Consider the following 21,637-nt stretch of genomic DNA (forward strand, 5'->3'; position numbering starts at 1 on the left):
TAGTTGTAGCGGGAACGAAAGTTCCCGCTACAAACTCTTTAATAATAGTATCCTGGATACCCTGGGTAATGGCCTGGATAGCCAGGTCTTCTTCTCCGGGGGTAACGTCTTCTATCAAGAAGTTCTCGGATCAATAAGGCTCCAACCAAGCCTCTCAAAAGATTTTGAGGGCCATATGGATAACCATCTGGCGATCTATACATTTCATCGCCTTTGATTTGCTCGTAGACTTCATCTACCATCTTATCTACCATTTCTTTTTTAGGAAATGGCTGCATCATATGATTATAGGGATGATCTTCTCTCTCACAGATGCGATTGATGTGAGGATATACCCTATGATAGATTTCTGGATACATTTTTTCTGCTTCTAACTCACAATAGGTTAGATAATCATAATATGGATACATGCTTATTCCCCCTTATTTTAGCTAGGTTTCTCACCTATTTTCATCATATGAAGGAAATTTCTATTGGTTCCAATGAAGAACAAAAGCATCTCATCAATTTGTTCATGAAATTTCAGTAATAAAACCGCCAAACCTCAAATATATTATTATTACGAGACAAGGTAGTGAGGTGATATCTACATGTTAAAAGTATTGATCTTTAAGAAACGAACTCTGTATGTGGCTCTAGGTATACTCCTGGCAGTAATCATTGGTATTGCAATTATGGTAACAATGTCAGGTTCAGACGAAACGTTTTCAGAAACCATAAAGTACGCCTACAAAAAGATTTCTCCCGAGCAGGCGAAAATACTCATAGAAAAAAATCAAGATGTGGTCATATTAGACGTTCGCAATGAAAAAGAGTATGACCAAGGCCATCTTCCTCAAGCCACCCTCATGACTTTTCGGGAACTAAAGAAGAGCCTGTCTGATTTTGATCGTGAGCAGATCTATATGCTCTACGGTGAAGATGACCGAGACAGTGCAAAGGTCGCTCAATACCTAGGAAACAATGGATTTGCGAGAATCTATATGCTAACGGGCGGCATAGAACAATGGCCCTATGAAATTGAGTAATAAAATGAGACTGGATTCCAGTCTCATTTTTTTCTTATCTCTCTCATCAAATAAGGCACTACTTCTTGATTTTCCTCAATAAAACGATAACCCTCATCTGCACCAATCTGATCATAGCGCTGATCTCCAATTTCTATGGTGTACCCTGGCTTCTCGAACACCTTTACAAACCAGTCCTTATATCCTGCTGCAATACCCTCGCTGTCTTCCTTCTCAACCAGCTTATACCTTGTAATCCTTCCAATCTTTTTACCAATCTTTAGATCTCTTTTATAAGCCTGATCCTTTTGGTTATAGTACCAAAAAATTACAGAACCGCTTAAATGATAGGCTACGGCCATCTCAGGTTTCTCCTTTAGGGTATAATTGGCCACTGCCTGGCTTTCAGGTTGATCCAAAGGGAAAGTCCCTTTATAATTTTCAAAGGAGGGCCCTTCCTTGCTCTCTGTTTCCTCCCAATCTGCTGGAAACTGTCGATTCAAATCTACACCTGCGATATTGGCCTTCCATCGAGAAAAATCCTCTTCTCCTTCGTTCATCGCTCCCAATAATTCGAGGTTTCTGTTCCCAATACCATTTAGCACCAGATCAATTCCATCGGGATTCATCATAGGTATAAAACTAACTGAGGCTTCTTCTAATAGCTGATAAATAGGATAGCCTTTTAGCTTTTTTCCTTCTTTGTCATGATTTAAATATACCTCTATCAGGCTCATCAGCAAATAGCTGGTCATCCATTCTCTGGCATGGACACCGCCTATAACCACCAGCTTCTTCTCCCCATTTCCTATGCGGGCTGCATAAATTTCTCTTCCTTCTACAGAGACACCTATCGTATCTACCTGAAGTTTCTCAGGATGGGCCTCTTTCAGTTTGAACAGATCCTCTTTCAGCTGCTCATAGTCATAATCTACTTCTGTGTGAACAATTTCATTTCTATATGCTTTCTTTTGGGAGATTTTATATGGTGTACACCCTTCTAAACACAGCAATGCAATAATAATAGCAGCTGCAACCCATCTTTTCAAACAAATCACCTCTACTGCCTATTATATGTAGCCATAACCTGTTTTTATTAAAAATAAATAGCACACCCAAGGGTGTGCCATCATCTTTAATAGTTTGGTGGTGGTGTTGGTTTTAAAGGCATGACGATACTTCCAGTCTTGGCATCAACGTGGAGAATCCAATAGCCGTAGTCACCTTTTTGAGGTTCTCTGTCTTCGATAGGATGCCAATAGACGAACCCAGTCATTCCCTCATAGGGTTGCTCTGAAGCCAAATATCTGCCGGGCATTCCATATAAATAAAATATCGGCTCCCCTTTTTCATCGCATTGCTTACCAAAAATATAGTGCTGATATTTATACATCAGATCAGGATATCCTGCCATGTAGTTCATGTGTGGATAGTAGCCATACATATTATTCACATAACCATAGAATGGCAGGAAGGATCTATATAATGTTTGCTGATCATAATCCACCTTCCACCATTGACATCTATCCATATTTTTCTCAAATGGTTCAACTTTCTTATGATATTTTAAAATATTATCTACGTAGTCACAAACCATTTTGAAATAATTGTTATAGTAGCTATGGGTTGTATTTTGAGGATAATGCTTCATAGGATCATAAACTACATCTTGATAATAAATCTCCTCTGGTTTTTTCGGTGCAGCTTCTTTCTTCATTGCTTCAGGCTGGGATGCTGCAGCTTCCTCAGGGACCTGGGCAGGAGCCTTCTCTTGCATCTCTTCCTCTACTTCTTCTTTTACTTCTTCTTTTATTTCTTCTTTTATTTCCTCTTTTATTTCCTCAACAGCTTCTTTTTTCACCTCTTCAACAATTTCTTCTTTTGCCTCTTTTACTTCTTCAACAGCTTCTTCTATTTCCTCAATAACTTTTCCTTCCACAGCCGGTGCAGGAACCTCTTCTTCTTCCAATTCAATATTGATTTCAATCTCCAGTTCTTCATGTTTATCTTCAGTCGTCTTATCACTTTCTACAATCTCTATGGTCTCTTCAGGTACTTCTTTTTGAACATCTTTTAAAATTTCTTTTATCTTCTCATACTTTTTCTCATATTTTACATCTAGTTCCTTTTCTTCCTCAGATTTTTCCTTTCTACTCCAACTGCTTGATAAGATATGCTTCCATGATGCCCGCTCTTTGTTGATAAATCCTACCAAAGGTGCTGCCACTTCTCCACGGTGATGTTTTTCTGCAGCCTCTGCCACAACCGCAATCACATTAAATACATCGATGTTATGGCCCTTTCCATCCACATTGGCAGGATCAAAGCGCCAGGTGACCTCACCCTTGCCACTTTCATCAATAACAAATGCGCCATTGTCCACGAACGCTTCTTGGCCTTCCTTGGTGCCAATCAAATATCCTCGGTAGATGTATTCTGCGTTTTTAAAGTATTTTAGATTTTGTATATAATGACTAAGTACCCCTTTGCCGTTTTTTATCTCTATTTTTGTATATCCTTTAGGATTTTTCCCTTGTTTATTATCAAAACCATTTTCTTCATTGTCTAAAATAATAAAATATCTTCGATAACGGTTATAATCCATAGCTCACTCCCCCCTTTTACTCATTTATACTAATATATGTGCAAACTGAGAAATAGTTCACTATTTCAAAAAAATAAGTCCCGCTTTCGCAGAACTTTATATATCTAGAAAATTATGATCTTCAATTTTTTAGATATGGGGAGTTGTTAAGAGGGTTTCCCTCTTAAGTTCAATAATTGGAGGGTCACAGCGAAGCATCATAGGGAACTATTAGTTCCCTGTGAAAAACAAAAGCAATTTCTTTCTCTTTAGAGCTTTAAATGCTTTTGTTTTTGTGTTTATATGGATACGCACAGTCGGCCAACTGGGCAAACTCCTCAATAGAAAGTGTTTCCCCACGCCGATTCTCATCGATATTACTCTTGCTTAGTATCTCCTTCACATCATCCTTTTCAAAGCCTAAGCCGCTGGAAGTCAATGCATTGAGCAAAGTTTTTCTCCGCTTACCAAAAGCAGCCCTCACCATATCAAACATCAAATCTTCGTCCTTCACCTTCACCCTAGGCTGCTTTAGTACACTCAACCGAATCACGGTAGATTCCACATTGGGCTGAGGAATAAATACAGACCTTGGCACTTTGGTGATAATCTTTGGATCACAATAATATTGGACTGCTACAGATAGTGAACCATAGTCTTTCGTCCCAGGTCTAGCCTGCATACGATCTGCTACCTCTTTTTGTATCATTACCACGATCGTGCTGACAGGTATTTTTTCCTCCAAAAATTTCATGATAATAGGTGTGGTTACATAATACGGCAGATTGGCTATCACTTTTACTTCCTGACCCGAAAATTTATCCTCTACAAGTTTATGTAAATCCATTTTGAGAACATCCTGGTGAATCACTTCTACATTGGATTCATCCTTTAGGGTCTCTCCCAATATGGGAATCAGATTTCTATCAATCTCTACGGCCACTACTTTTTCTGCTCGTTCAGCCAAGAACTGGGTTAAGGTGCCTATACCAGGACCAATTTCGATAACGCCATCTTCCTTGGATACCTCTGCCCCATCCACGATCTTACATAAAATATTTTCATCAATCAAGAAATTTTGTCCTAGGCTTTTTGAAAACTTAAATCCAAATTTTCCCACAATCTCTTTCGTCACCTTTGGTGAAACTAGTTTTTCCATGACATCCCCTACTTCACTATATTTTTTTCAAGGCTTCCTCAAACTCTACTCTAGAAATCCCATAATGATTTAATCTATTTAGAAATTGCTTGGCATTGGCATAGCCAATGCCCAGTTCTTTACCCAATCGATCTCTTCGCCCACTGGCATCTTCAGAGCCTACCAAATCATTCTGGATCAAATCTAAATTCGTAAAGAGCTTACCAGAAATATCACACTCTGTCCGTACCTTTTCTAAGGCAGCCAAAATGCTCTCTGGAGAAGCATTTTCGATTCCTATATCACCTTTTTTGGTTGCTTCCTCCCGAGGTAAAAATGCATGCTTGCACCCCTTTATACGACTAGATATCCTCTTACGAATCTTTTCTCCTGCATGATCTGGATCTGTAAAGATAATAACACCCTTTCGCTGTTGGGCTACTTCAATTCGTTTCAGTGTTTCCTCCGTAAGACCAAATCCATGGGTCGTAATAATTTCCGCATTTAATGCCCGCTTCACAGCGATGGCATCATCTCTTCCCTCTACTACGATTACTTCCTTAATCATATTTTTCCTCCAGGTAAATATTATATGCCTCTTCCTATTGTATAGTATTGTGACCCTCAAGTAAATTCTATGTATGTTTTCTTGCAGATAAATTAAGATTGATATTTAAAGAAAATGTAGGGGCGATTCACGAATCGCCCATGGACCCAAAAGATCGGGCGATTCGTGAATCGCCCCTACGATAGACTGTTCAATCCTAGTATTCTTCCTCAATCTTAATCTTAATCTCAATCTTCCCTAACAAAAAGAACAGGGAAATCCTCCCCTGCCCTTATTAGTTTAGAACATATACTTTTACTTTTCTTCGGCCGTATTTCTTTACAGTGCTGGCGCTCTCATAGAATAAATCGATTTTGTTGCCCTTGATTGCACCGCCTGTGTCCTCAGCTATAGCAAATCCATAATCTGGCCATCCATCAAGAGACTCTATGTATAGTTTTGTCCCTAGAGGGATTACCCTCGGATCCACTGCTACAACACCAGGTCTTACTTTTGTACCACTTCTCGTGATCCCATAGTATTTATCACCTGGATTTTTTCCTGTGCTTTCAAAGCCTGCATCATAGGCTGTTGAAGACATTGTAATCATGTTTTTAAATCGTACATTGCCCCTGGATGTTGCAACATACTGGGCTGTGCCCTTTTCAACAATCTCTTCTACTGCCGCTGTAATTACCTCTTCTTGCGCGACTTCCTTGGATATTTCTTTGCCGTCTTCCATCACGATGCGATATTTTACTTGTTTTTCCCCGTTTTGACCTTTTTGAATAAGGTTTACCTTGCTCTTATCCAAATCATCATTGTACTTGATCACACTCTCATAGGGAATGGCTACGGTTTCCGTAACAATTTTTTCATTTACCCTAACGACAGTGACCGACTCATTTTTGTCAACCTTGTCCTCTAGGCCAGGCTCTATCCTGTCCTGTTCGCCTAGTACGATGTCATATTCGGCAAGAATATCTTTTACTTTCTCATTGGCTGTTTTAACTTCAGTAACCTTACCATCAGCTATAATGGTTACTGGATGGGCTCTTTTGATGGAAATAATCATTCCATCCTCTACTTTGGCGTTTAAAGGTACCGATACTTTATCATGGTCTGCTAAAGTAATCTTTCCTTTTTTTAGTACGCCGCTTACATCTGCGAATGCTGTCTCTACTACGATTTTATTATCTTCATCTTTTATTACGATCTCTTTTGTCAACGCGCTGCTGATAGAAAAAAGCCCTATTATCAACACAATTCCAAGAATAATGAGGTTTCTCTGGGTAGCGAAAACCTTCATTTTCTTCCAATTTGTCTCCATAGGTTTTTATACCTCCCTTTCTTTTTCGGGGCAACTATAGTATTCTACACAAAAACTTTCTATAAGTCAAATTTTTGGTGTAATTAAATGGACCATTTTCTATTATTTACAAAATTTATACATATTATTCACATTTCAAAACAAAAGCATTTCATGCTCTAAAATCTAAGGAAATGCTTTTGTTCTTCACAGGGAACTAATAGTTCCCTATGACGCTTCGCTGTAACCCTCCAATTATTGGACATAGGGTGAACCCCTTTAAAAATCCCCTATATCTAGGAAATTTAAAACCATAATTTCCTAGATATAAACAAATAGGAAATGATAATTTTTCATTTCCCAACAACATAAATTTACCAAAATATAGATGTATTATATCACAGTTGTTTTTTTAGAAACAGTCCTATTTTATGTATACAATATCCTGTGTTTCTTCCTTGTCTTCGTTGCATTTTCGCCATATTTCCCGGGAAATTCTTAAAATATCTCAAGGTTTTTCTTTTTCTTCTATATTTCTACAGCGGGGATATTCTGTCTAATTTTTATTCCTATCTTGTTATATGCTTTTCCAGTCCATAAATATGCATCTAAGACTTATATGCTACTCCATATATAGACTTATATTAAAAGTAGGGAACGCCCCCCGTGGCGTTCCATTTGGAGGGCATCAAGATGGTTTCCAATATCGGAACGGCACAGGGGCCGCTCCCTACGGTAAAATGGTTCAATCGCATTCATGGTTTCAGCATATTCGCCATCAAAGATGATATAAAATGAGGATTGCCCAAGGACAATCCTCATTCTATATGCTTTTTAGATATTAAAAAATTTCTTTGCATTTGCGGTTGTCTGTTCAGCCACTTCTTCGAAGGAAATCTTCTTGATCTCTGCAATCTTTTCTGCAACAAATCGAACCAAGGCTGGTTCATTTCGTTTGCCTCGGTAAGGAACAGGGGTTAGGTACGGACTATCGGTTTCAATGAATAAATGCTCCAATGGAATTCGCTCTACTACCTCCACGGTTTTCCTCGCATTGTTATAGGTTACCGGTCCAGCGATGGAGATGTAGGCACCAAGCTTTACATATTGTCTGGCTAACTCCGCACTACCGGAATAGCAGTGCATCACAACACCCACATCAAAGGCCTTTTCCTCCTTTAATATCTGCATAACCTCGTCATTGGCATCACGATCATGGATGATGATCGGTAAGCTTACTTCTTTGGCAAGCTGAATTTGTCTTCGAAACCACTGGCGTTGAATATCCCTGGGAGAATTATCATAATAGAAGTCTAACCCAATCTCCCCGATAGCTTTTACCTTTGGCTTTCCTGCCAAGCCTCGATATAGCTCCAAGGTAATCTCATCCATATCCTTGGCATCATGGGGATGAGTCCCCACCGCTGCATAAATCATATCATATTTTTCAGCCAATGCGATGGCATCCATTGATGTCTGCAAATCAGCACCCGGATTCATGATCAGGCTTACACCATTTTCCTTGGCCTTGGCAATCACCTGATCCCGGTCCGCATCAAACCGCCCGCCATCCAAATGGGCATGGGAATCAAATAACATCTAATCACTCCTCAAAAGAGGCTAAGGTTAAGTTTAAGGTTAAGCATCTTTTCTCTCAACCTTAGCCTTAACCTCAACCTTAGTTTTTACTATCTTACTTCTGCACCGCTTTCTGCATCTGCTGTTACAAGGCTAAGCTTTTCACCACTCTCAGCAGATAAGATCATTCCTCTTGATTCCTCTCCCCGCAGTACCACAGGCTTTAGATTTACTACTACAATAACTTTCTTGCCTACCAGCTCTTCGGGTTTAAAATGCTTGGCAATGCCTGATACAATCTGTCTTGTCTCGCTGCCAATTTTCACCTGCAAAACTAAGAGTTTGTCGGCTTTCCCATGCTTCTTACATTCTAAGACTTCTCCCACTCTTAAATCCAACTTGGCAAAGTCATCATACAAAATTTCAGGCTTAATTTCTATTGGTTTTTCTTCTTTCGGTTGTTCCTCTTCCTTTACACCACTGGCTGCAGCCAAGGCTTCTAGCTCCTTCGCAATATCGATTCTAGGGAATAGGGGCTCCTGCTTATTTACTTTTATACCCGCTGGAAGCTTTCCAAAGTGGAAGGTATCATTCCATTCCGTTCCCTGACCGTGGTCTATCCCTAACTGTATCCATATCTTCCGGGTCGTTGAATGCATAAATGGCTGAATCAATACAGAAATCATACGGATGCAATCAGCTAAATTGTATAATACTGTATCTAAACGCCCTTTGTTTGCATCATCTTTTGCCAGCACCCATGGTGCTGTTTCATCGATATACTTGTTGGTTCTTCGAACCAGCTTCCAAATTTCCTCTAAAGCATTGCTAAAGTCTAGCTTATTCATCTTTTCTTCTAACTTGGTAGATACAGAGACCGCGATATGCTTCAAGTCCTCATCAAATTCTCCATCTACCTTTGGTTCAGGGATAATACCCCCGTTGTATTTATCGATCATGGCCACGGTTCTGCTCACAAGGTTTCCTAAGTCATTGGCCAAATCGGAGTTAATACGGTTCAATAATACTTCATTGGTAAAGACGCCATCCTGCCCAAAGGAATATTCCCTCAACAAGAAATATTTTAATGCATCTACACCATAGCGTTCTGACAGGACAACAGGATCTACTACGTTTCCTTTGGATTTTGACATCTTGCCACCCTCCAGTAGAATCCAGCCATGACCAAATACCTTCTTTGGCAGTGGAATCTCTAAAGCCATGAGCATAGCCGGCCAGATAATGGTGTGGAACCTTACGATTTCTTTACCTACCAAATGGACATCGGCTGGCCAATATTTTCTGTAATCTCCCTCTTGATCCTCAGGATAACCTAGGGCTGTAATATAATTGGATAGTGCATCCAGCCACACATAAATCACGTGTTTTTCATCAATTGGCACAGGAATACCCCAGTTAAAGCTTGTTCTAGAAATACACAAGTCTTCTAATCCTGGCTTCAAGAAATTGTTAATCATTTCATTCTTTCTAGATACAGGCTCTAAAAACTCAGGATTTTCTTCAAAATACTTCAACAACGGATCTTGATATTTTGATAATCTGAAGAAATAGGACTCTTCTTTTGTCAATTCCACAGGTCTTCCGCAATCAGGACATTTTCCTTCTGTTACCTGGGTCTCTGTCCAGAAGGCTTCACAGGGTGTGCAATACCATCCCTCATACTCTCCCTTATAGATATCTCCTTTTTCATAAAGCTTTTTAAAAATTTCCTGTACTCTACGTTTATGATAGTCATCGGTAGTACGGATAAAGATATCGTAGGATATTTCCATAGTTTCCCATAATTTCTTGATACCTTCTACGATGCCGTCTATATACTCCTTTGGCTGTAATCCCTTTTCCTCAGCTGCTCTTTGAAGCTTCTGTCCATGCTCATCCGTTCCCGTCAAAAACTTTACATCGTATCCTGTGGCTCGCTTAAATCTGGCCATGGCATCAGCCGCCACCGTGGTATAGGTATGACCGATATGAAGCTTACTGCTAGGATAATAAATAGGCGTTGTAATATAGTACGTTCCTTTGCTCATGTTACGTCCTCCTTCTTTTTTTCTTTCTTTGTTCTGTTTTTAATACAAGTAACTCATACAAACCAAATAACATCATCAATCCATGGCCCCATAGGGTAATTTTCAGCTGATTAAACTCCTCCGTCTTCATATAGCGAAGGATAAATAGAGAAAACTCCTTTGGATCCAATAGAATAACAGTTAGGGCTACCACAATATAAAGGATTGCCACCACAATAAAGCCCTTGAGATATCCATAAACAAACCGCAGGGATATCCCCAGCTGCTTTTCCCTACCCACAGCATCACCTCTCTTCAACCAAACAACTCCATCCTCTGCTATTGTTTCCAAAAAAATCAAAAAACCCTCGTCCCTATATATAGGGACGAGGGTTAACTCGCGCTACCACCCTAGTTTATTACTACCTCGCGGCAATAAACTCAGTAAGTGACATACATCACCTTGCAGGTATAACGGCTGCAATACCGGCATAACCTTAGCCTGTGCCTCAGCCATGCAGTTCAGGGGCCATCTTCAGCATTTTCCTTCGTACCAGCTTTCACCTTCCCTGGCTCTCTAAGACGAACTCCCATGCCTACTCTTCCCGTCATTACTTTTGATGTGTAATATAGTTAGTATATATTCAATGTATAGAAATATGCATAAATTGTCAAGGTCTTTTCAATAAAATAACTTTTTCCTGGGTTAATCTATTCATTACAGAAACAATATACTGCAGATCACCACAGAAGCAATGACCGCTGCCAAGTGGGAAATCAATGCAGCACCTAAGGTATGTCTCGTATTTCTAATCGCCACAGCCCCAAAGTATACGGCCATAGTATAAAAAATGGTCTCCGCTGAGCCCATCATGGTAGATGCCACCCTCCCAATAAAGGAGTCTGCCCCATAGGTATGGACGATATCTCGTACAATGCCTAATGCACCGCTGCCTGATATGGGCCGCATGATGACCAAGGGCACTACCTCTTGGGGAATACCCAACACCTTGGTAATGGGAGATAGCACCATTGTAAATAGACTCAAGGCTCCCGATTCCCTGAAAATGCCGATGGCAAGGAAAATAGCAATCATATAGGGCATAATTCGTACTGCTGTTTTAAACCCTTCTCCCGCCCCTTCCACAAAGGCCTCATAGATATTCACTTTCTTGATAAACCCATGAACCAAAATCATGGTGATCAAGATCGGTATGATCATGATTGATACGATATTCAGTATTGTAAGCATATCAGCACTTCCTCTCCATCAATTTGCAGGCCAAAATTCCCACCACTGTTGAGACCGTGGTGGCAACTAAAGTAGCCCCAATAATTTCCGTAGGATTTACTGATCCTGCATCAGCCCGAATCTTTAATACAGATAATGGAATTAACTGAATGGAGGACATGTTGATAACTAAGAACATGCACATACTATTGGTTGCTCGATCCTTTTGGGGATTGAGCTGTTGGAGCTCTTCCATGGCCTTTAGCCCCAAAGCGGTGGCTGAATTGCCTGCTCCAAACATATTGGCTACCATATTCATCATGATGGCACTGATAGCGGGATGATTTTTAGGGATCTCAGGAAATATCAGACGTATAAGAGGCCCCATGGCTTTGCTCATGCTTTGAATAAGGCCCGATTTTTCTGCGATATTCATAAGGCCTAACCAAACAGCCATGATCCCTGTCAATCCAATGGCAAAGGTCACCGCCTCCTGGCTATGTTGAATCACCACCTGATTCACAATATCTACCTTTCCGTTGACCAGGGCAATTGCTACACCCCCTACGATCATCACAAACCAAATCATACTCATCATACTCTCATCTCCCCATGGCGAGTTATATGACAGTATATGAAAAAGGCATACTCCGTATGCCTTTCCCCTTACTTCGCCAGCTCTGCAATGGCTTTCGTATACATTTTTAAGCTCTTTACCAAAGTATCTATTTCTATATACTCATCGGCTTGATGGGCTAATTTTTCTCCCCCTGGAAAAGTTGGTCCAAAAGCTACAAAATTTTCAAAGGCTCTGGCATAGGTTGCACCGCCTGAGGAAATAGGCGTACTATCTAAGCCGGTTTCCTCTTCATAGACCTTTCTTAACCGCTGCACTAATCTGTGCTCATTGGGTACATACAGGGGAGCAAGATAATCAACCTCCTGATAGACAAGATCGTATTTTTCTGCTGCAATTTTGATCAGCTGGATGATGTCTTCCTTCCTTTTGGTTACAGGGAAGCGGATATCTACACCGATCATCTGCTGCTCATCATTCAGGTCAATTTTTGCCACATTGAAGGTTAACTTTCCCGATGGCTCGTCTTCACAATTACCCACAATTTTCTGGGCATAACAGTCCTCGCCCACCATCTCAGCAATAAAGTTAATAGCTTCCGTTTCAATCCCTGCTTCCTTTAATGCCATGCACAACCTGGCAATGGCATTCTTCCCAAGGAATGATTTCGCTGAGTGGGCTCCTTTTCCTAAAACTGTAACGTTCTCCCCATCCCTTTCATAGTCAAAATGAAGCTCCTCTAAGACCTTGATAACCCTTGGGTTGTTTTGAAAGTTGTATGTACAATGGTCAGGAACACTGTTATATGCATTACCTCCAGAAACCAAGACCCTTCTGGCTTTATTACAAACCAACTGAAACTGCAGCAATCCCTTTTCTGCAAAAATCAATGGATAATCGCTATCAGGGGTAAAGCCGCAGGTTGGTGTCTCCTCTAGGTCTTTATATTTGTTGATGCACTCCCATCGGGTTTCTTCATTGGCGCCTACGATTAATCTTACCCTCTTATGAATCGGATATCCTAGGTCCTTTACTGCCTTCATGGCGTAAAGGGCAGCAATGGTAGGTCCCTTGTCGTCTACCGCTCCCCGGCCAAATATTTTTCCTTCGTGGATTTCTCCACCATATGGAGAATAGCGCCATGTCTTCGAATCTCCTTCAGGCACCACATCTACATGACCTAGAATTGCAATCATTTCATCTCCTTCACCCATCTCTGCGTAGCCATAATACCCATTTCCATATTTCACACGGAATCCCATATCCTCTGCTGTCTTTAGTGTATATCGTAAAGCCTGGTCTACACCTTGTCCGAAAGGCATACCCTCTATAGGGCTGTCCTCCACACTCTTTATCTGTACCAACTCCTGAATCTTCTCGATCATTTCATCCTTTAATTCATCTATTTTCTTATCTATTGCCTGCATGCAATTTCCTCCTTACATACTGTCATCAAGCCATTATTCTTCATAGTATTCCGCAGTATGCTGTTTTTAACAATACTATTAATAATACCCTAAAACAGAGGAAATTTAAACAATATGCAAAAAATTTTATTGAAAAAGAGAAGTATCCTCGGCTTACGTCGAGGACACTTCTCTTTTATTCCATTTCAATTTCAATTTCACTGTCTTCTTGGAGTTTTTCTATGACTCTTGCCTTACGAAGCAAATATACACCTAAGACAACCAGACCAATAGGGACAATATTTCTATTGATATCATGGATCCAATAGGTTGGAAACTCGTTGCCGTAAATCTGTCGCAGCGTATTTGCCACAAAATCCGTTACATTTTCAAACACGGAAAGCCCGCCTAAGACAACCAATCCAATACCCACATACTTACGGTTGATGCGGCCCAAATCGATATCGTAGATGATCTTGTCTTCCACCGCATCCCCTCGAACGATCTGCTTCCTTATATTGAGACTATCAAAGAAGCTATAGAACCACACAATAATACCTAGGGAAATGATTACCCCCTCCGTCATGACGCCCAGGGCAAACACCACCATAAACGCGGTTAGCAATTGCAATCCTCTGTTCATCAGACCCATGTACATCTGTCCGCAGCCAGGGATCAGAGAAAAAATAAAGCTCCAGAACCTGCTTAACTCACCTTGATGTCGCTTCCCATGAAATAAATTTTTCCCAATACAGTGGTGGCAGACCTTCTTACCTTGCACCTCTTCTATGCAATCACTGCACACAGGATGATTGCATACACTGCAAATGTATTCGGACCGTATACCCTTATGATATTTACAATTCATCGCTTAATCCCTCCATATCCTTATATCAATATTGTTAAAAACCCTTGAAATATTTCGATTGACCTCATCCATGGAAAACACGATATTCTCTTGGACGGCACTGGTCTTGTGGATGATCTGTCCATAGTCAATGTGTTTTGAAACACCCGCCACATTGATCACCAGCATCAATATCCCTGCGGCTACAAGACTCCGTCCCCATCCTTTATAGGATACCAGGGTCGGCCTCGGCTTTCTGTGGATTTTCTGAATCTCTGCCATGATCGCCAGGGTAAAATCAGGCGGTGCTTTGATCTCCAAAGGAGAATCCAACAGTTGATGCAGTGCTTCCTGGGCATCCAGTTCTCTACGACAAGCCCCACAAGCTGCCAGATGGGCCTCCACCTCCTGGACAGTGCTTTCATCTAACTCTTTTCGAATATATCGATCCAGTATTCTTACTATTTTTTTGCACTCCATAGAAGTTCACCTCCGCCATAGTGGATTTCCATTTGTTTTTTGATCATCATCCTTGCCCGATATAAACCAGTTTCTATGGTTTTCATGGGCATATCCAATACTTCACTGATTTCCTTATATCGCATATTTTGAAAATGATACATAATAACCAACAGCTTATAGTTTTCTGGAAGCCCATTGATTATATCCCTTACTGCCTCTCTTTGCTCATTTAAAATGAACAGCTGCTCAGGACCCCGCTCTTGATCTATAACAAGTTCCTCATTGACAAGATAAATGGTATCCTGCTTTGTTTTTCTCTTTCTATCCCAATCGATACAACTATTTGTGGCCACTCTATATATCCAGGTAGATACCTTTGACTGAAATCGGAAAGTGTGCATTTGCTTATAGATTTTAATAAAAATTTCTTGGGCTACATCCTGAGCCTCCCCATAATCATTGGTATAACGATAGACCAATGTAAATATCTTATCTTTATACCTTTCGATCAGCTGAGGAAACATATCCTGATTTCCTTGAATGATTTTTTTCACAATTTCTTCATCCGTCAATGTATCACCTCCTTGCTTATCCATTCATTTAGACGTACAATAGTAAAAAGACCCTACAATGATTTTAATATTTTTCCCTAAAAACCCATAGAAATTTTTTCGTTTCATATTTCAATAAGTGGGTAATAAATGGATAATCTATGAATGTCCAAATAAACTTTAAAGATAGAAAGGGGAATTTAGAATGAGATTGGTGAGGAATTTACAACGTAAAAGAAAGCTTGAGCAGCAGAAGAAATTGGCAAAAGGGGTGGCCATTGGTACATTGGTTGGTAGTGTTTTAGGTAGTGCTGCCGGTATTCTTTTGGCTCCTGATTCAGGTAAAAACACACGAAAGAAAATTCAAGATGGAGCAGTGGAACTAAAACATAACGTAGAAAAAAATGTTGAAGGGGCAAAATCAAATCTTGAAAATACTTTAAAAAACAGAAAAGAAGGTATCCGGGAAGTTGTAGGAAAAATTCGTAGCCTACGCAAAACTGCCTGTGAGGATGCAGCTGCATGTGCAGATACCATAGAGGAAGAGATCGCAATCGAATCAGAAGAAAAATCTGAATAGTTTTGGAGGATTACATATGTTAGATACAACCATTCGCTTGGGAGATCTAGGTGCTGCCTTATTGGGTACAGCCCTGCTGGTTCTCATCATCTATGCCATATTGGTACTGAAGAATCTATATGATACCATGAAAGTACTTCGTAAAATCCTGGAAGACAATGCTGAAAATATCAACGACGTGATGGATCGTGCTCCCGCCATTGCAGAGAACATCGAAAGCATTAGCGGAGATCTATCCCACGACGTTAAAGCTGTCCAAGGCACCATTGATAATTTGTTAGGTACTACGGAGGCGGCAGCTGGTGCACTGGCTGAAAATACAGATGTGATTTCCAGTATCATGGGTGTTATCCAAGTGATTATGTCCATCAAGGAGTCCTTTGGTTTTCGTCGAAAAAGAAGATGGTTCTAGGACAAAAGCATCGGGCGGGAAAACCCCGCCCCTACCGATATACATAATACTTGTAGGGGCAGGGTCCTCCTGCCCGCTTGTCGATAACCAATAAAAGGAGAATGGCAAAACCATTCTCCTTTCCTATTGAAACATTCCTTTTTCTATATAATGTATCGCCCGTTCTTTTTCTGGAGGAATCTTTCCAAAGAAAATAGCCTTTCGCACATCCTCAAGAATTTGTCCTACCACTTTCCCATCATCAATGTCAAAGTGCTCCATCACTTCATTTCCGTTCAGTACATGGGAGAGATCCATCAACTCTCGGAATCTGGTAAGATAGTTGTTGGCAAGGTATTCTATATGAACCTTATACATCCCCATTTCCTCATGGGGATGAAGGAGCTTTCGCGTAGCAATCATATCTGCCAAAGATACCAGCAGCACATCCAAGGTATCTTCACCAAAATTCTTAAATAAATCATAGATCGCTCTTCCGCTCACATCATTTTCCTTGTATAAAGTCAACGGCCACATGTGCTCCTTCACAATTTTACATAAAAACTGTTTTTCCTTGTTGCTGAGCTTTAAGCGATCTGAAATATCGGCTACAATCTCCATCCCTGTAATCTCATGGCCTTTGAATCGTATTCTTCCCGTCTCATCCGTCCATTTTGCCGAAGGTTTCCCTATATCGTGGAATAGGGCTGCAAGCTTAATCAGCTGAATCCGTGTATGTCCATTAGAAAAGATCCTCTGGGTATGCTCTTCATAGGCCTCCCTTAGATGATTTTCAAAATATCCATCGGCATAAATAATACTCTCTGCCACATTTAAGGTATAGAGAGAATGGGCCCATGAATCCACCACATGGTATTTGCACTGGCCTACTTGCTTCATAGGCTCAATCTCAGGAAATATCTTGTTCAGCAAGTCCAAATGCTTATCCATCATATTGAAATAATAATGGGTACCATTACATTTTAATATTTGAAACAACTCATGGGATATCCTTTCAGCCCCTGACGTCATCAAATACTTCGAATGCTTTTTGATGCTTTTAGCAGTAATATCTTCTATATCGAAGTCCAACTGGGCAGCAAAGCGTACGCCGCGAATCATTCGCAGGGGATCATCTTGAAATGCTTTTTCTGAAAGCATACGAATGCACTTGTTCTCCATATCTATTTTTCCATTGGTCGGATCTATGAGATTGTCCCAATCAACACCTCCATCTTGTCCAACCTTTAGGGCCATGGCATTGATCGTATAATCTCTCTCCATTAAGTCCTCAACAATATCTTTTCCTTTCATTCTAGAAAAATCAATCACCAGATTCTCATTTTTTAGAATCACTCTGGCAGCAGCATTTGCTTCATCTAAAATAATGAAGCTGCCTTCTCGATTATATGCGAATTCCTTCGCCACGGTCAAAGCATCTTCCGACAAAATTAAATCTATATCATTATAATCTCTCTTTAATAAGAAATCTCGTATAAAGCCTCCTACGATGTAAAAATCCGAATTGGTATGGATTCGAATTTGGGCAATGCTTTCATTTATTGCATTCATCCCTTTCACTCCTCCGATATAATGAACAGCCTCTAATCCATCTTAAACTTTTTTATCATATTCTGTCAATCATGTTAGACACCTACATACTAATCTTATACCCACTATTTTTTCTCTAAATTCAAGTTTTTAACTTCCAAAAAACTCCATAAGCCTCAGACGTGTGTTACTAAGAAGAATCCTTTTCAAGAGTAATAAACATACACACGTTTCATTTACTTTTGTCAAATATATTTTCTGCTTTTTCTCCGTGTGTTAAATAATTATCAGTGTCTTGAATCCTTCTTTAAATACCCTATGGCGTTATATTGGCATAATATTTATTCAATTATTTGTATGAATCTGGTAGAAAATAATTCATAAAAATTATTTTTTACAGTTGACTATTATTGGAAATTTTGGTACGATTTAAACATACAAGTTATGTCGAATTTTGTAAAATACGAGGAGGAAAAACATGAAGTCCACAGGTATAGTTAGAAAGGTCGATGAACTCGGAAGAGTTGTAATTCCAATAGAATTAAGACGCACCTTAAATATTGGCGAAAAAGATGCTTTGGAGATTTATGTCGACGGAGCACACATCATCCTAAAGAAATATGAACCTGCTTGTATCTTCTGCGGCCAAGCAAAAGATGTTAAGAATTTCAAAGGAAAAAACATCTGCCCTACATGTGTAACTGAAATTGCTGAGTAAATAAAATCCTCGTCCAACGGACGAGGATTTTTACTATAAATCAATGCTTTCTTCATAAACAACTCTTTTTCCAATACCTCTTTCCTTGGCCACCTTCTTTACCGCTTCTTTTTTGTCAATGCCTGCATCCATAAACATACGCAAATGATCTTTGATGGAAATTTTCTCCCACTTTTCTTCTTCCATGGCTTTCATGGTCTCCTGGGACATTCCTTCTACCAGCACAACAAATTCTCCTTTCGGTGGATGCGCTTCAAAATGGGCAATAAGTTCCACCACCGTTCCACGAACAAACTCTTCATGACGCTTTGTCAGCTCTCTTGCAGCCACAGCATTGCGATTTCCTAGAATTTCATGGATGTCCTTCAAAGCTGCCTCTAATCGATGAGGAGCTTCATAAAAGATCATGGTTCTGTCATCGTTCTTTAGAAATTCCAATCGCTTTTTACGATTCTTTTTTTCCCGGTCTAAAAAGCCTTCAAAGGCAAAATGATTTGTAGGTAAACCTGAAGCGACCAAGGCTGTTGTAAATGCGGTGGCACCTGGCAAAACTTCAAATTCGATATCGTGTTCAATACACAGCTTGATTAAATCTGCTCCAGGATCTGATATACCAGGCATACCCGCATCAGATACTAAAGCGATGATCTCACCTCTTTGGAGTTTCTCAATCAGATGGGTCCCCTTTGCTTCCTTGTTGTGTTCATGATAACTTGTAAGGGGCTTTTGGATATCATAGTGATTTAATAATTTAATGGAATGTCGGGTATCCTCTGCGGCAATCACATCGGCCTCCTGCATCACCCTCAGCACCCTCAAGGTAATATCCTCTAGATTGCCAATGGGTGTAGGACAAATATATAGCTTTCCTTTTCCTTCCCTCATCATCGCACTTCCTCATCTATCATCTGATCTCTACCATAAATCTCATGGATTTCATCGGTGTAGCTGCCATCTTCATTATATACATATAAAGGGTCCATAAATTTTAACTCTGGACGTCCATATTTTACACCCTCGATCAGCAAAATATTTGGCTTCTTATTCTTGTTGGGATGCACAAACCGAAGCCTTTTAGGCTCTAGCTTATACTTCCTACACAAATCTATAATATCTACCAAGCGATGGGGTCTATGGACCATATAGAAATGCCCCCGGTCCTTTAACAACTTCGCTGCTGTCCTGATAACATCCTCCAGGGTACATTTTACTTCATGTCTAGAAATCGCCTTCATGCTATGAGGATTTAAAAGACCACCGCCTTCATTCATATAGGGTGGATTAGAGGTCACAGCATCAAAGGAATAGGGCTCCAATTGATCCGTAATCTGATTTAAATCCTCATTGATAATATGTACCCTTCCTTCCAATCCATTAAGCTGGACGCTCCTAGAAGCCATCTCCGCCACTTCTTCTTGAATCTCCACCCCAAAAATTTCCTTGGCATCGGTCTTTCCTGCCAAAAGAATAGGGATAATGCCTGTCCCAGTCCCCAGGTCAATGACACGCCATCCCTTCCGGGCTTCACAAAAATTGCTTAAAAGTACGGCGTCTACGCCAAAACAAAAACCCTTTGGATTCTGGATCAATCGTAAACCTTTACACTGTAGGTCATCAACCCGTTCTCCGTCTTTTACCAGCTTTTCATCCATATCCATCTCTCCTATGCTTGCTCTTCCTATTATTATAACACTTCAACCCTCAATATATAAGAGGTACAGATTTCTGTACCTCTTTCACTATTGGTTCAAAGCATTTTCGATCTTTTCCATCATGGTATCTTTATCCATGGCTCCAGTTACAACCTCTACGATGGTACCCTCTTGGTCTACAATATAAGTAGTTGGGAAGGCTCTCACCCTATACTTCACAGAAACAGCACCATCTGTATCAAATAAGACTGGGAACGTAAATCCTTTTTCATCTACAAACTCATTTACGTTGGTCATTTCCGTACCGGGCTTCTCGGCGGCTAATACATTTACAGCTAGTACTGCAACATTTTTGTCTTTATAGGTTTCATATACCTCCTGCATGTGAGGCATTTCTGTTACACAATAGCCGCACCATGTGGTCCAGAAGTTGATAAATACCACCTTGCCCTTTAAGCTGGACAAGGTAATTTCATTACCTTCTCGGTCAACCAACGTAAATTCATAGGCTTTATCACCGGGAAATACTCCTGTACCACTATTTTCTTCTGTATTCGTATTGCCATTGTCTTCTGTCAGTTCCTCCCCAGGAGCAGGTGTTTCTCTTTCTCTAGGTGTAGGTTCCTCTATGGTAATCTTTCCTGGCTTCTCTGATTCCTTGTGAGGTTTCAGCCATCCAAAGTAAATTATACTTCCTATTATACCGATAAGTATGACACTGATCACAATGATGAGACCCTTTCGATTCATCGTCACGCCTCCTTTGGTTACGATAATATGGCCGATAGCTTATATAAATAATTGGTGTATATCAATATACCCATAATCACCAGCAACAAACCACTTACCCTCTTAATGACAGTAAAGTATCTGTATAAGGTCCGGATATGATGGATCATATAGTTTACTGCTAAAGCCGCTAAGATAAAAGGAATTCCCAAACCCAAGGAATATACCCCCAAGAGCTTTATTCCTGCCAATACTGTTTTTTCGCTGCTGGCCATCATAAGCACTGAAGCCAATACCGGCCCCACACATGGTGTCCACCCAAAGCTAAAGGTGGTCCCCAGCAGAAAAGAGTTTATAAACTTTGGTGAAGTATCTTGTAATTCCATCCGTTTTTCACGGTCCAAAATCCCAATATGGATAATTCCCGCATGGTGCAGCCCAAAAATAATCACAATAACCCCGCTGGCCTTTCGAATGATATCCGCATAGACATAGATAAATCGGCCAATGGCACTGGCTGTAGCGCCTAACACAATAAAAACAAGGGAAAGGCCTAAAACAAACCCCAGGGCGTTGAATACCGTATTTCTATGTAACCTTCTATTTTCTCCGATTTCTTCTACTGATGCACCCGCCAAATAACTCAAATATACTGGAAGCAGCGGTAGCACACAGGGTGTAAAAAACGAGGCCAAGCCTTGAAGGAATACAATCACAACCGAAAGCTGGCTTGAAGCCACCATAAGTCCCCC

General features: G+C 40.3%; 24 protein-coding genes and 1 other annotated feature. Of the genes, 4 read left to right on the forward strand and 20 right to left on the reverse strand.

Going from position 1 to position 21,637, the window contains the following annotated elements; genetic code table 11:
• Window positions 1-38: 38 nt before the first annotated feature.
• Entirely contained in the window at window positions 39-410 is a 372-nt protein-coding gene (locus K0R93_RS14690) for a hypothetical protein (protein ID WP_300302778.1), read from the reverse strand.
• A gap of 180 nt (window positions 411-590) precedes the next feature.
• Here K0R93_RS14690 and K0R93_RS14695 point away from each other — a divergent pair, with 180 nt between their 5' ends.
• Window positions 591-1,028: a rhodanese-like domain-containing protein gene (locus K0R93_RS14695; RefSeq protein WP_300302780.1), complete on the forward strand. Its 438-nt coding sequence runs from the start codon at window positions 591-593 to the stop codon at window positions 1,026-1,028.
• Window positions 1,029-1,051: 23 nt separating this feature from the next.
• Here the strand turns inward: K0R93_RS14695 and K0R93_RS14700 are convergent, their stop codons facing one another.
• From K0R93_RS14700 to K0R93_RS14765, 14 genes are all read right to left on the reverse strand, one after another.
• Window positions 1,052-2,056, reverse strand: coding sequence for a M14 family zinc carboxypeptidase (locus K0R93_RS14700; protein WP_300302782.1), 1,005 nt, complete (start codon window positions 2,054-2,056; stop codon window positions 1,052-1,054).
• A gap of 86 nt (window positions 2,057-2,142) precedes the next feature.
• Window positions 2,143-3,612, reverse strand: coding sequence for a DUF7922 domain-containing protein (locus K0R93_RS14705; protein WP_300302784.1), 1,470 nt, complete (start codon window positions 3,610-3,612; stop codon window positions 2,143-2,145).
• 256 nt (window positions 3,613-3,868) lie between these two features.
• Window positions 3,869-4,750 carry a 16S rRNA (adenine(1518)-N(6)/adenine(1519)-N(6))-dimethyltransferase RsmA gene (rsmA, locus tag K0R93_RS14710; RefSeq protein ID WP_300302786.1) on the reverse strand — a complete coding sequence of 294 codons (882 nt, stop codon included), beginning with the start codon at window positions 4,748-4,750 and terminating at the stop codon, window positions 3,869-3,871.
• A gap of 16 nt (window positions 4,751-4,766) precedes the next feature.
• On the reverse strand, window positions 4,767-5,297 hold the full coding sequence (rnmV, locus tag K0R93_RS14715) for a ribonuclease M5 (RefSeq protein WP_300302788.1): 531 nt from the start codon (window positions 5,295-5,297) through the stop codon (window positions 4,767-4,769).
• Between the two features lie 274 nt (window positions 5,298-5,571).
• Window positions 5,572-6,606, reverse strand: a complete 1,035-nt coding sequence (locus K0R93_RS14720) for a 3D domain-containing protein (protein WP_300302790.1) — start codon at window positions 6,604-6,606, stop codon at window positions 5,572-5,574.
• A gap of 813 nt (window positions 6,607-7,419) precedes the next feature.
• The gene (locus tag K0R93_RS14725) at window positions 7,420-8,184 is read right to left on the reverse strand and encodes a TatD family hydrolase (RefSeq protein ID WP_300302792.1); all 765 of its coding nucleotides are present in this window, start codon (window positions 8,182-8,184) and stop codon (window positions 7,420-7,422) included.
• Window positions 8,185-8,273: 89 nt separating this feature from the next.
• Window positions 8,274-10,211, reverse strand: a complete 1,938-nt coding sequence (gene metG / locus K0R93_RS14730; RefSeq protein ID WP_300302794.1) for a methionine--tRNA ligase — start codon at window positions 10,209-10,211, stop codon at window positions 8,274-8,276.
• A 1-nt stretch (window position 10,212) separates the two neighbouring features.
• Window positions 10,213-10,509, reverse strand: coding sequence for a hypothetical protein (locus K0R93_RS14735; protein ID WP_300302796.1), 297 nt, complete (start codon window positions 10,507-10,509; stop codon window positions 10,213-10,215).
• A 60-nt stretch (window positions 10,510-10,569) separates the two neighbouring features.
• Window positions 10,570-10,811, reverse strand: a binding site (T-box leader).
• Window positions 10,812-10,908: 97 nt separating this feature from the next.
• Entirely contained in the window at window positions 10,909-11,442 is a 534-nt protein-coding gene (locus tag K0R93_RS14740) for a spore maturation protein (protein WP_300302798.1), read from the reverse strand.
• Between the two features lies 1 nt (window position 11,443).
• Complete coding sequence (locus K0R93_RS14745; protein ID WP_330685177.1) at window positions 11,444-12,019, reverse strand: nucleoside recognition domain-containing protein; 576 nt, start codon at window positions 12,017-12,019, stop codon at window positions 11,444-11,446.
• Between the two features lie 68 nt (window positions 12,020-12,087).
• Window positions 12,088-13,425: a dipeptidase PepV gene (pepV, locus tag K0R93_RS14750; protein ID WP_300302800.1), complete on the reverse strand. Its 1,338-nt coding sequence runs from the start codon at window positions 13,423-13,425 to the stop codon at window positions 12,088-12,090.
• Window positions 13,426-13,600: 175 nt separating this feature from the next.
• Window positions 13,601-14,272, reverse strand: coding sequence for a hypothetical protein (locus K0R93_RS14755; RefSeq protein ID WP_300302802.1), 672 nt, complete (start codon window positions 14,270-14,272; stop codon window positions 13,601-13,603).
• A gap of 3 nt (window positions 14,273-14,275) precedes the next feature.
• Complete coding sequence (locus K0R93_RS14760; RefSeq protein ID WP_300302804.1) at window positions 14,276-14,731, reverse strand: anti-sigma factor family protein; 456 nt, start codon at window positions 14,729-14,731, stop codon at window positions 14,276-14,278.
• Window positions 14,713-15,285, reverse strand: coding sequence for an RNA polymerase sigma factor (locus K0R93_RS14765; protein WP_300302806.1), 573 nt, complete (start codon window positions 15,283-15,285; stop codon window positions 14,713-14,715). Before K0R93_RS14765 ends, K0R93_RS14760 begins: the two co-directional genes overlap by 19 nt.
• Window positions 15,286-15,469: 184 nt before the next feature.
• On the opposite strand from K0R93_RS14765, the gene K0R93_RS14770 reads away from it, so the two are divergent.
• Together K0R93_RS14770 and K0R93_RS14775 are read left to right on the forward strand one after the other, a co-directional pair.
• Window positions 15,470-15,844, forward strand: coding sequence for a YtxH domain-containing protein (locus K0R93_RS14770; RefSeq protein ID WP_300302808.1), 375 nt, complete (start codon window positions 15,470-15,472; stop codon window positions 15,842-15,844).
• Between the two features lie 16 nt (window positions 15,845-15,860).
• Window positions 15,861-16,256 carry a DUF948 domain-containing protein gene (locus K0R93_RS14775; protein ID WP_300302810.1) on the forward strand — a complete coding sequence of 132 codons (396 nt, stop codon included), beginning with the start codon at window positions 15,861-15,863 and terminating at the stop codon, window positions 16,254-16,256.
• 123 nt (window positions 16,257-16,379) lie between these two features.
• Here K0R93_RS14775 and K0R93_RS14780 read toward each other — a convergent pair whose 3' ends face one another.
• On the reverse strand, window positions 16,380-17,807 hold the full coding sequence (locus K0R93_RS14780) for an HD domain-containing protein (protein ID WP_300302812.1): 1,428 nt from the start codon (window positions 17,805-17,807) through the stop codon (window positions 16,380-16,382).
• A 457-nt stretch (window positions 17,808-18,264) separates the two neighbouring features.
• On the opposite strand from K0R93_RS14780, the gene K0R93_RS14785 reads away from it, so the two are divergent.
• On the forward strand, window positions 18,265-18,504 hold the full coding sequence (locus K0R93_RS14785) for an AbrB/MazE/SpoVT family DNA-binding domain-containing protein (protein ID WP_300302814.1): 240 nt from the start codon (window positions 18,265-18,267) through the stop codon (window positions 18,502-18,504).
• 33 nt (window positions 18,505-18,537) lie between these two features.
• Here the strand turns inward: K0R93_RS14785 and rsmI are convergent, their stop codons facing one another.
• The 4 genes from rsmI to K0R93_RS14805 all read right to left on the reverse strand — a co-directional run bounded on the left by rsmI (window position 18,538) and on the right by K0R93_RS14805 (window position 21,625).
• Window positions 18,538-19,389: a 16S rRNA (cytidine(1402)-2'-O)-methyltransferase gene (gene rsmI / locus K0R93_RS14790; protein WP_300302816.1), complete on the reverse strand. Its 852-nt coding sequence runs from the start codon at window positions 19,387-19,389 to the stop codon at window positions 18,538-18,540.
• Entirely contained in the window at window positions 19,389-20,156 is a 768-nt protein-coding gene (locus K0R93_RS14795) for a tRNA1(Val) (adenine(37)-N6)-methyltransferase (protein ID WP_300302818.1), read from the reverse strand. The genes rsmI and K0R93_RS14795 overlap by 1 nt, the downstream gene beginning before the upstream one ends.
• Window positions 20,157-20,243: 87 nt before the next feature.
• Window positions 20,244-20,906: a peroxiredoxin family protein gene (locus K0R93_RS14800; protein ID WP_300302820.1), complete on the reverse strand. Its 663-nt coding sequence runs from the start codon at window positions 20,904-20,906 to the stop codon at window positions 20,244-20,246.
• Between the two features lie 17 nt (window positions 20,907-20,923).
• Entirely contained in the window at window positions 20,924-21,625 is a 702-nt protein-coding gene (locus K0R93_RS14805) for a cytochrome c biogenesis CcdA family protein (RefSeq protein ID WP_300302822.1), read from the reverse strand.
• Between the last annotated feature and the right edge of the window lie 12 nt (window positions 21,626-21,637).

Source organism: Anaerosolibacter sp., from assembly GCF_029240175.1.
Taxonomy (GTDB): Bacteria; Bacillota; Clostridia; order Peptostreptococcales; family Thermotaleaceae; genus Anaerosolibacter.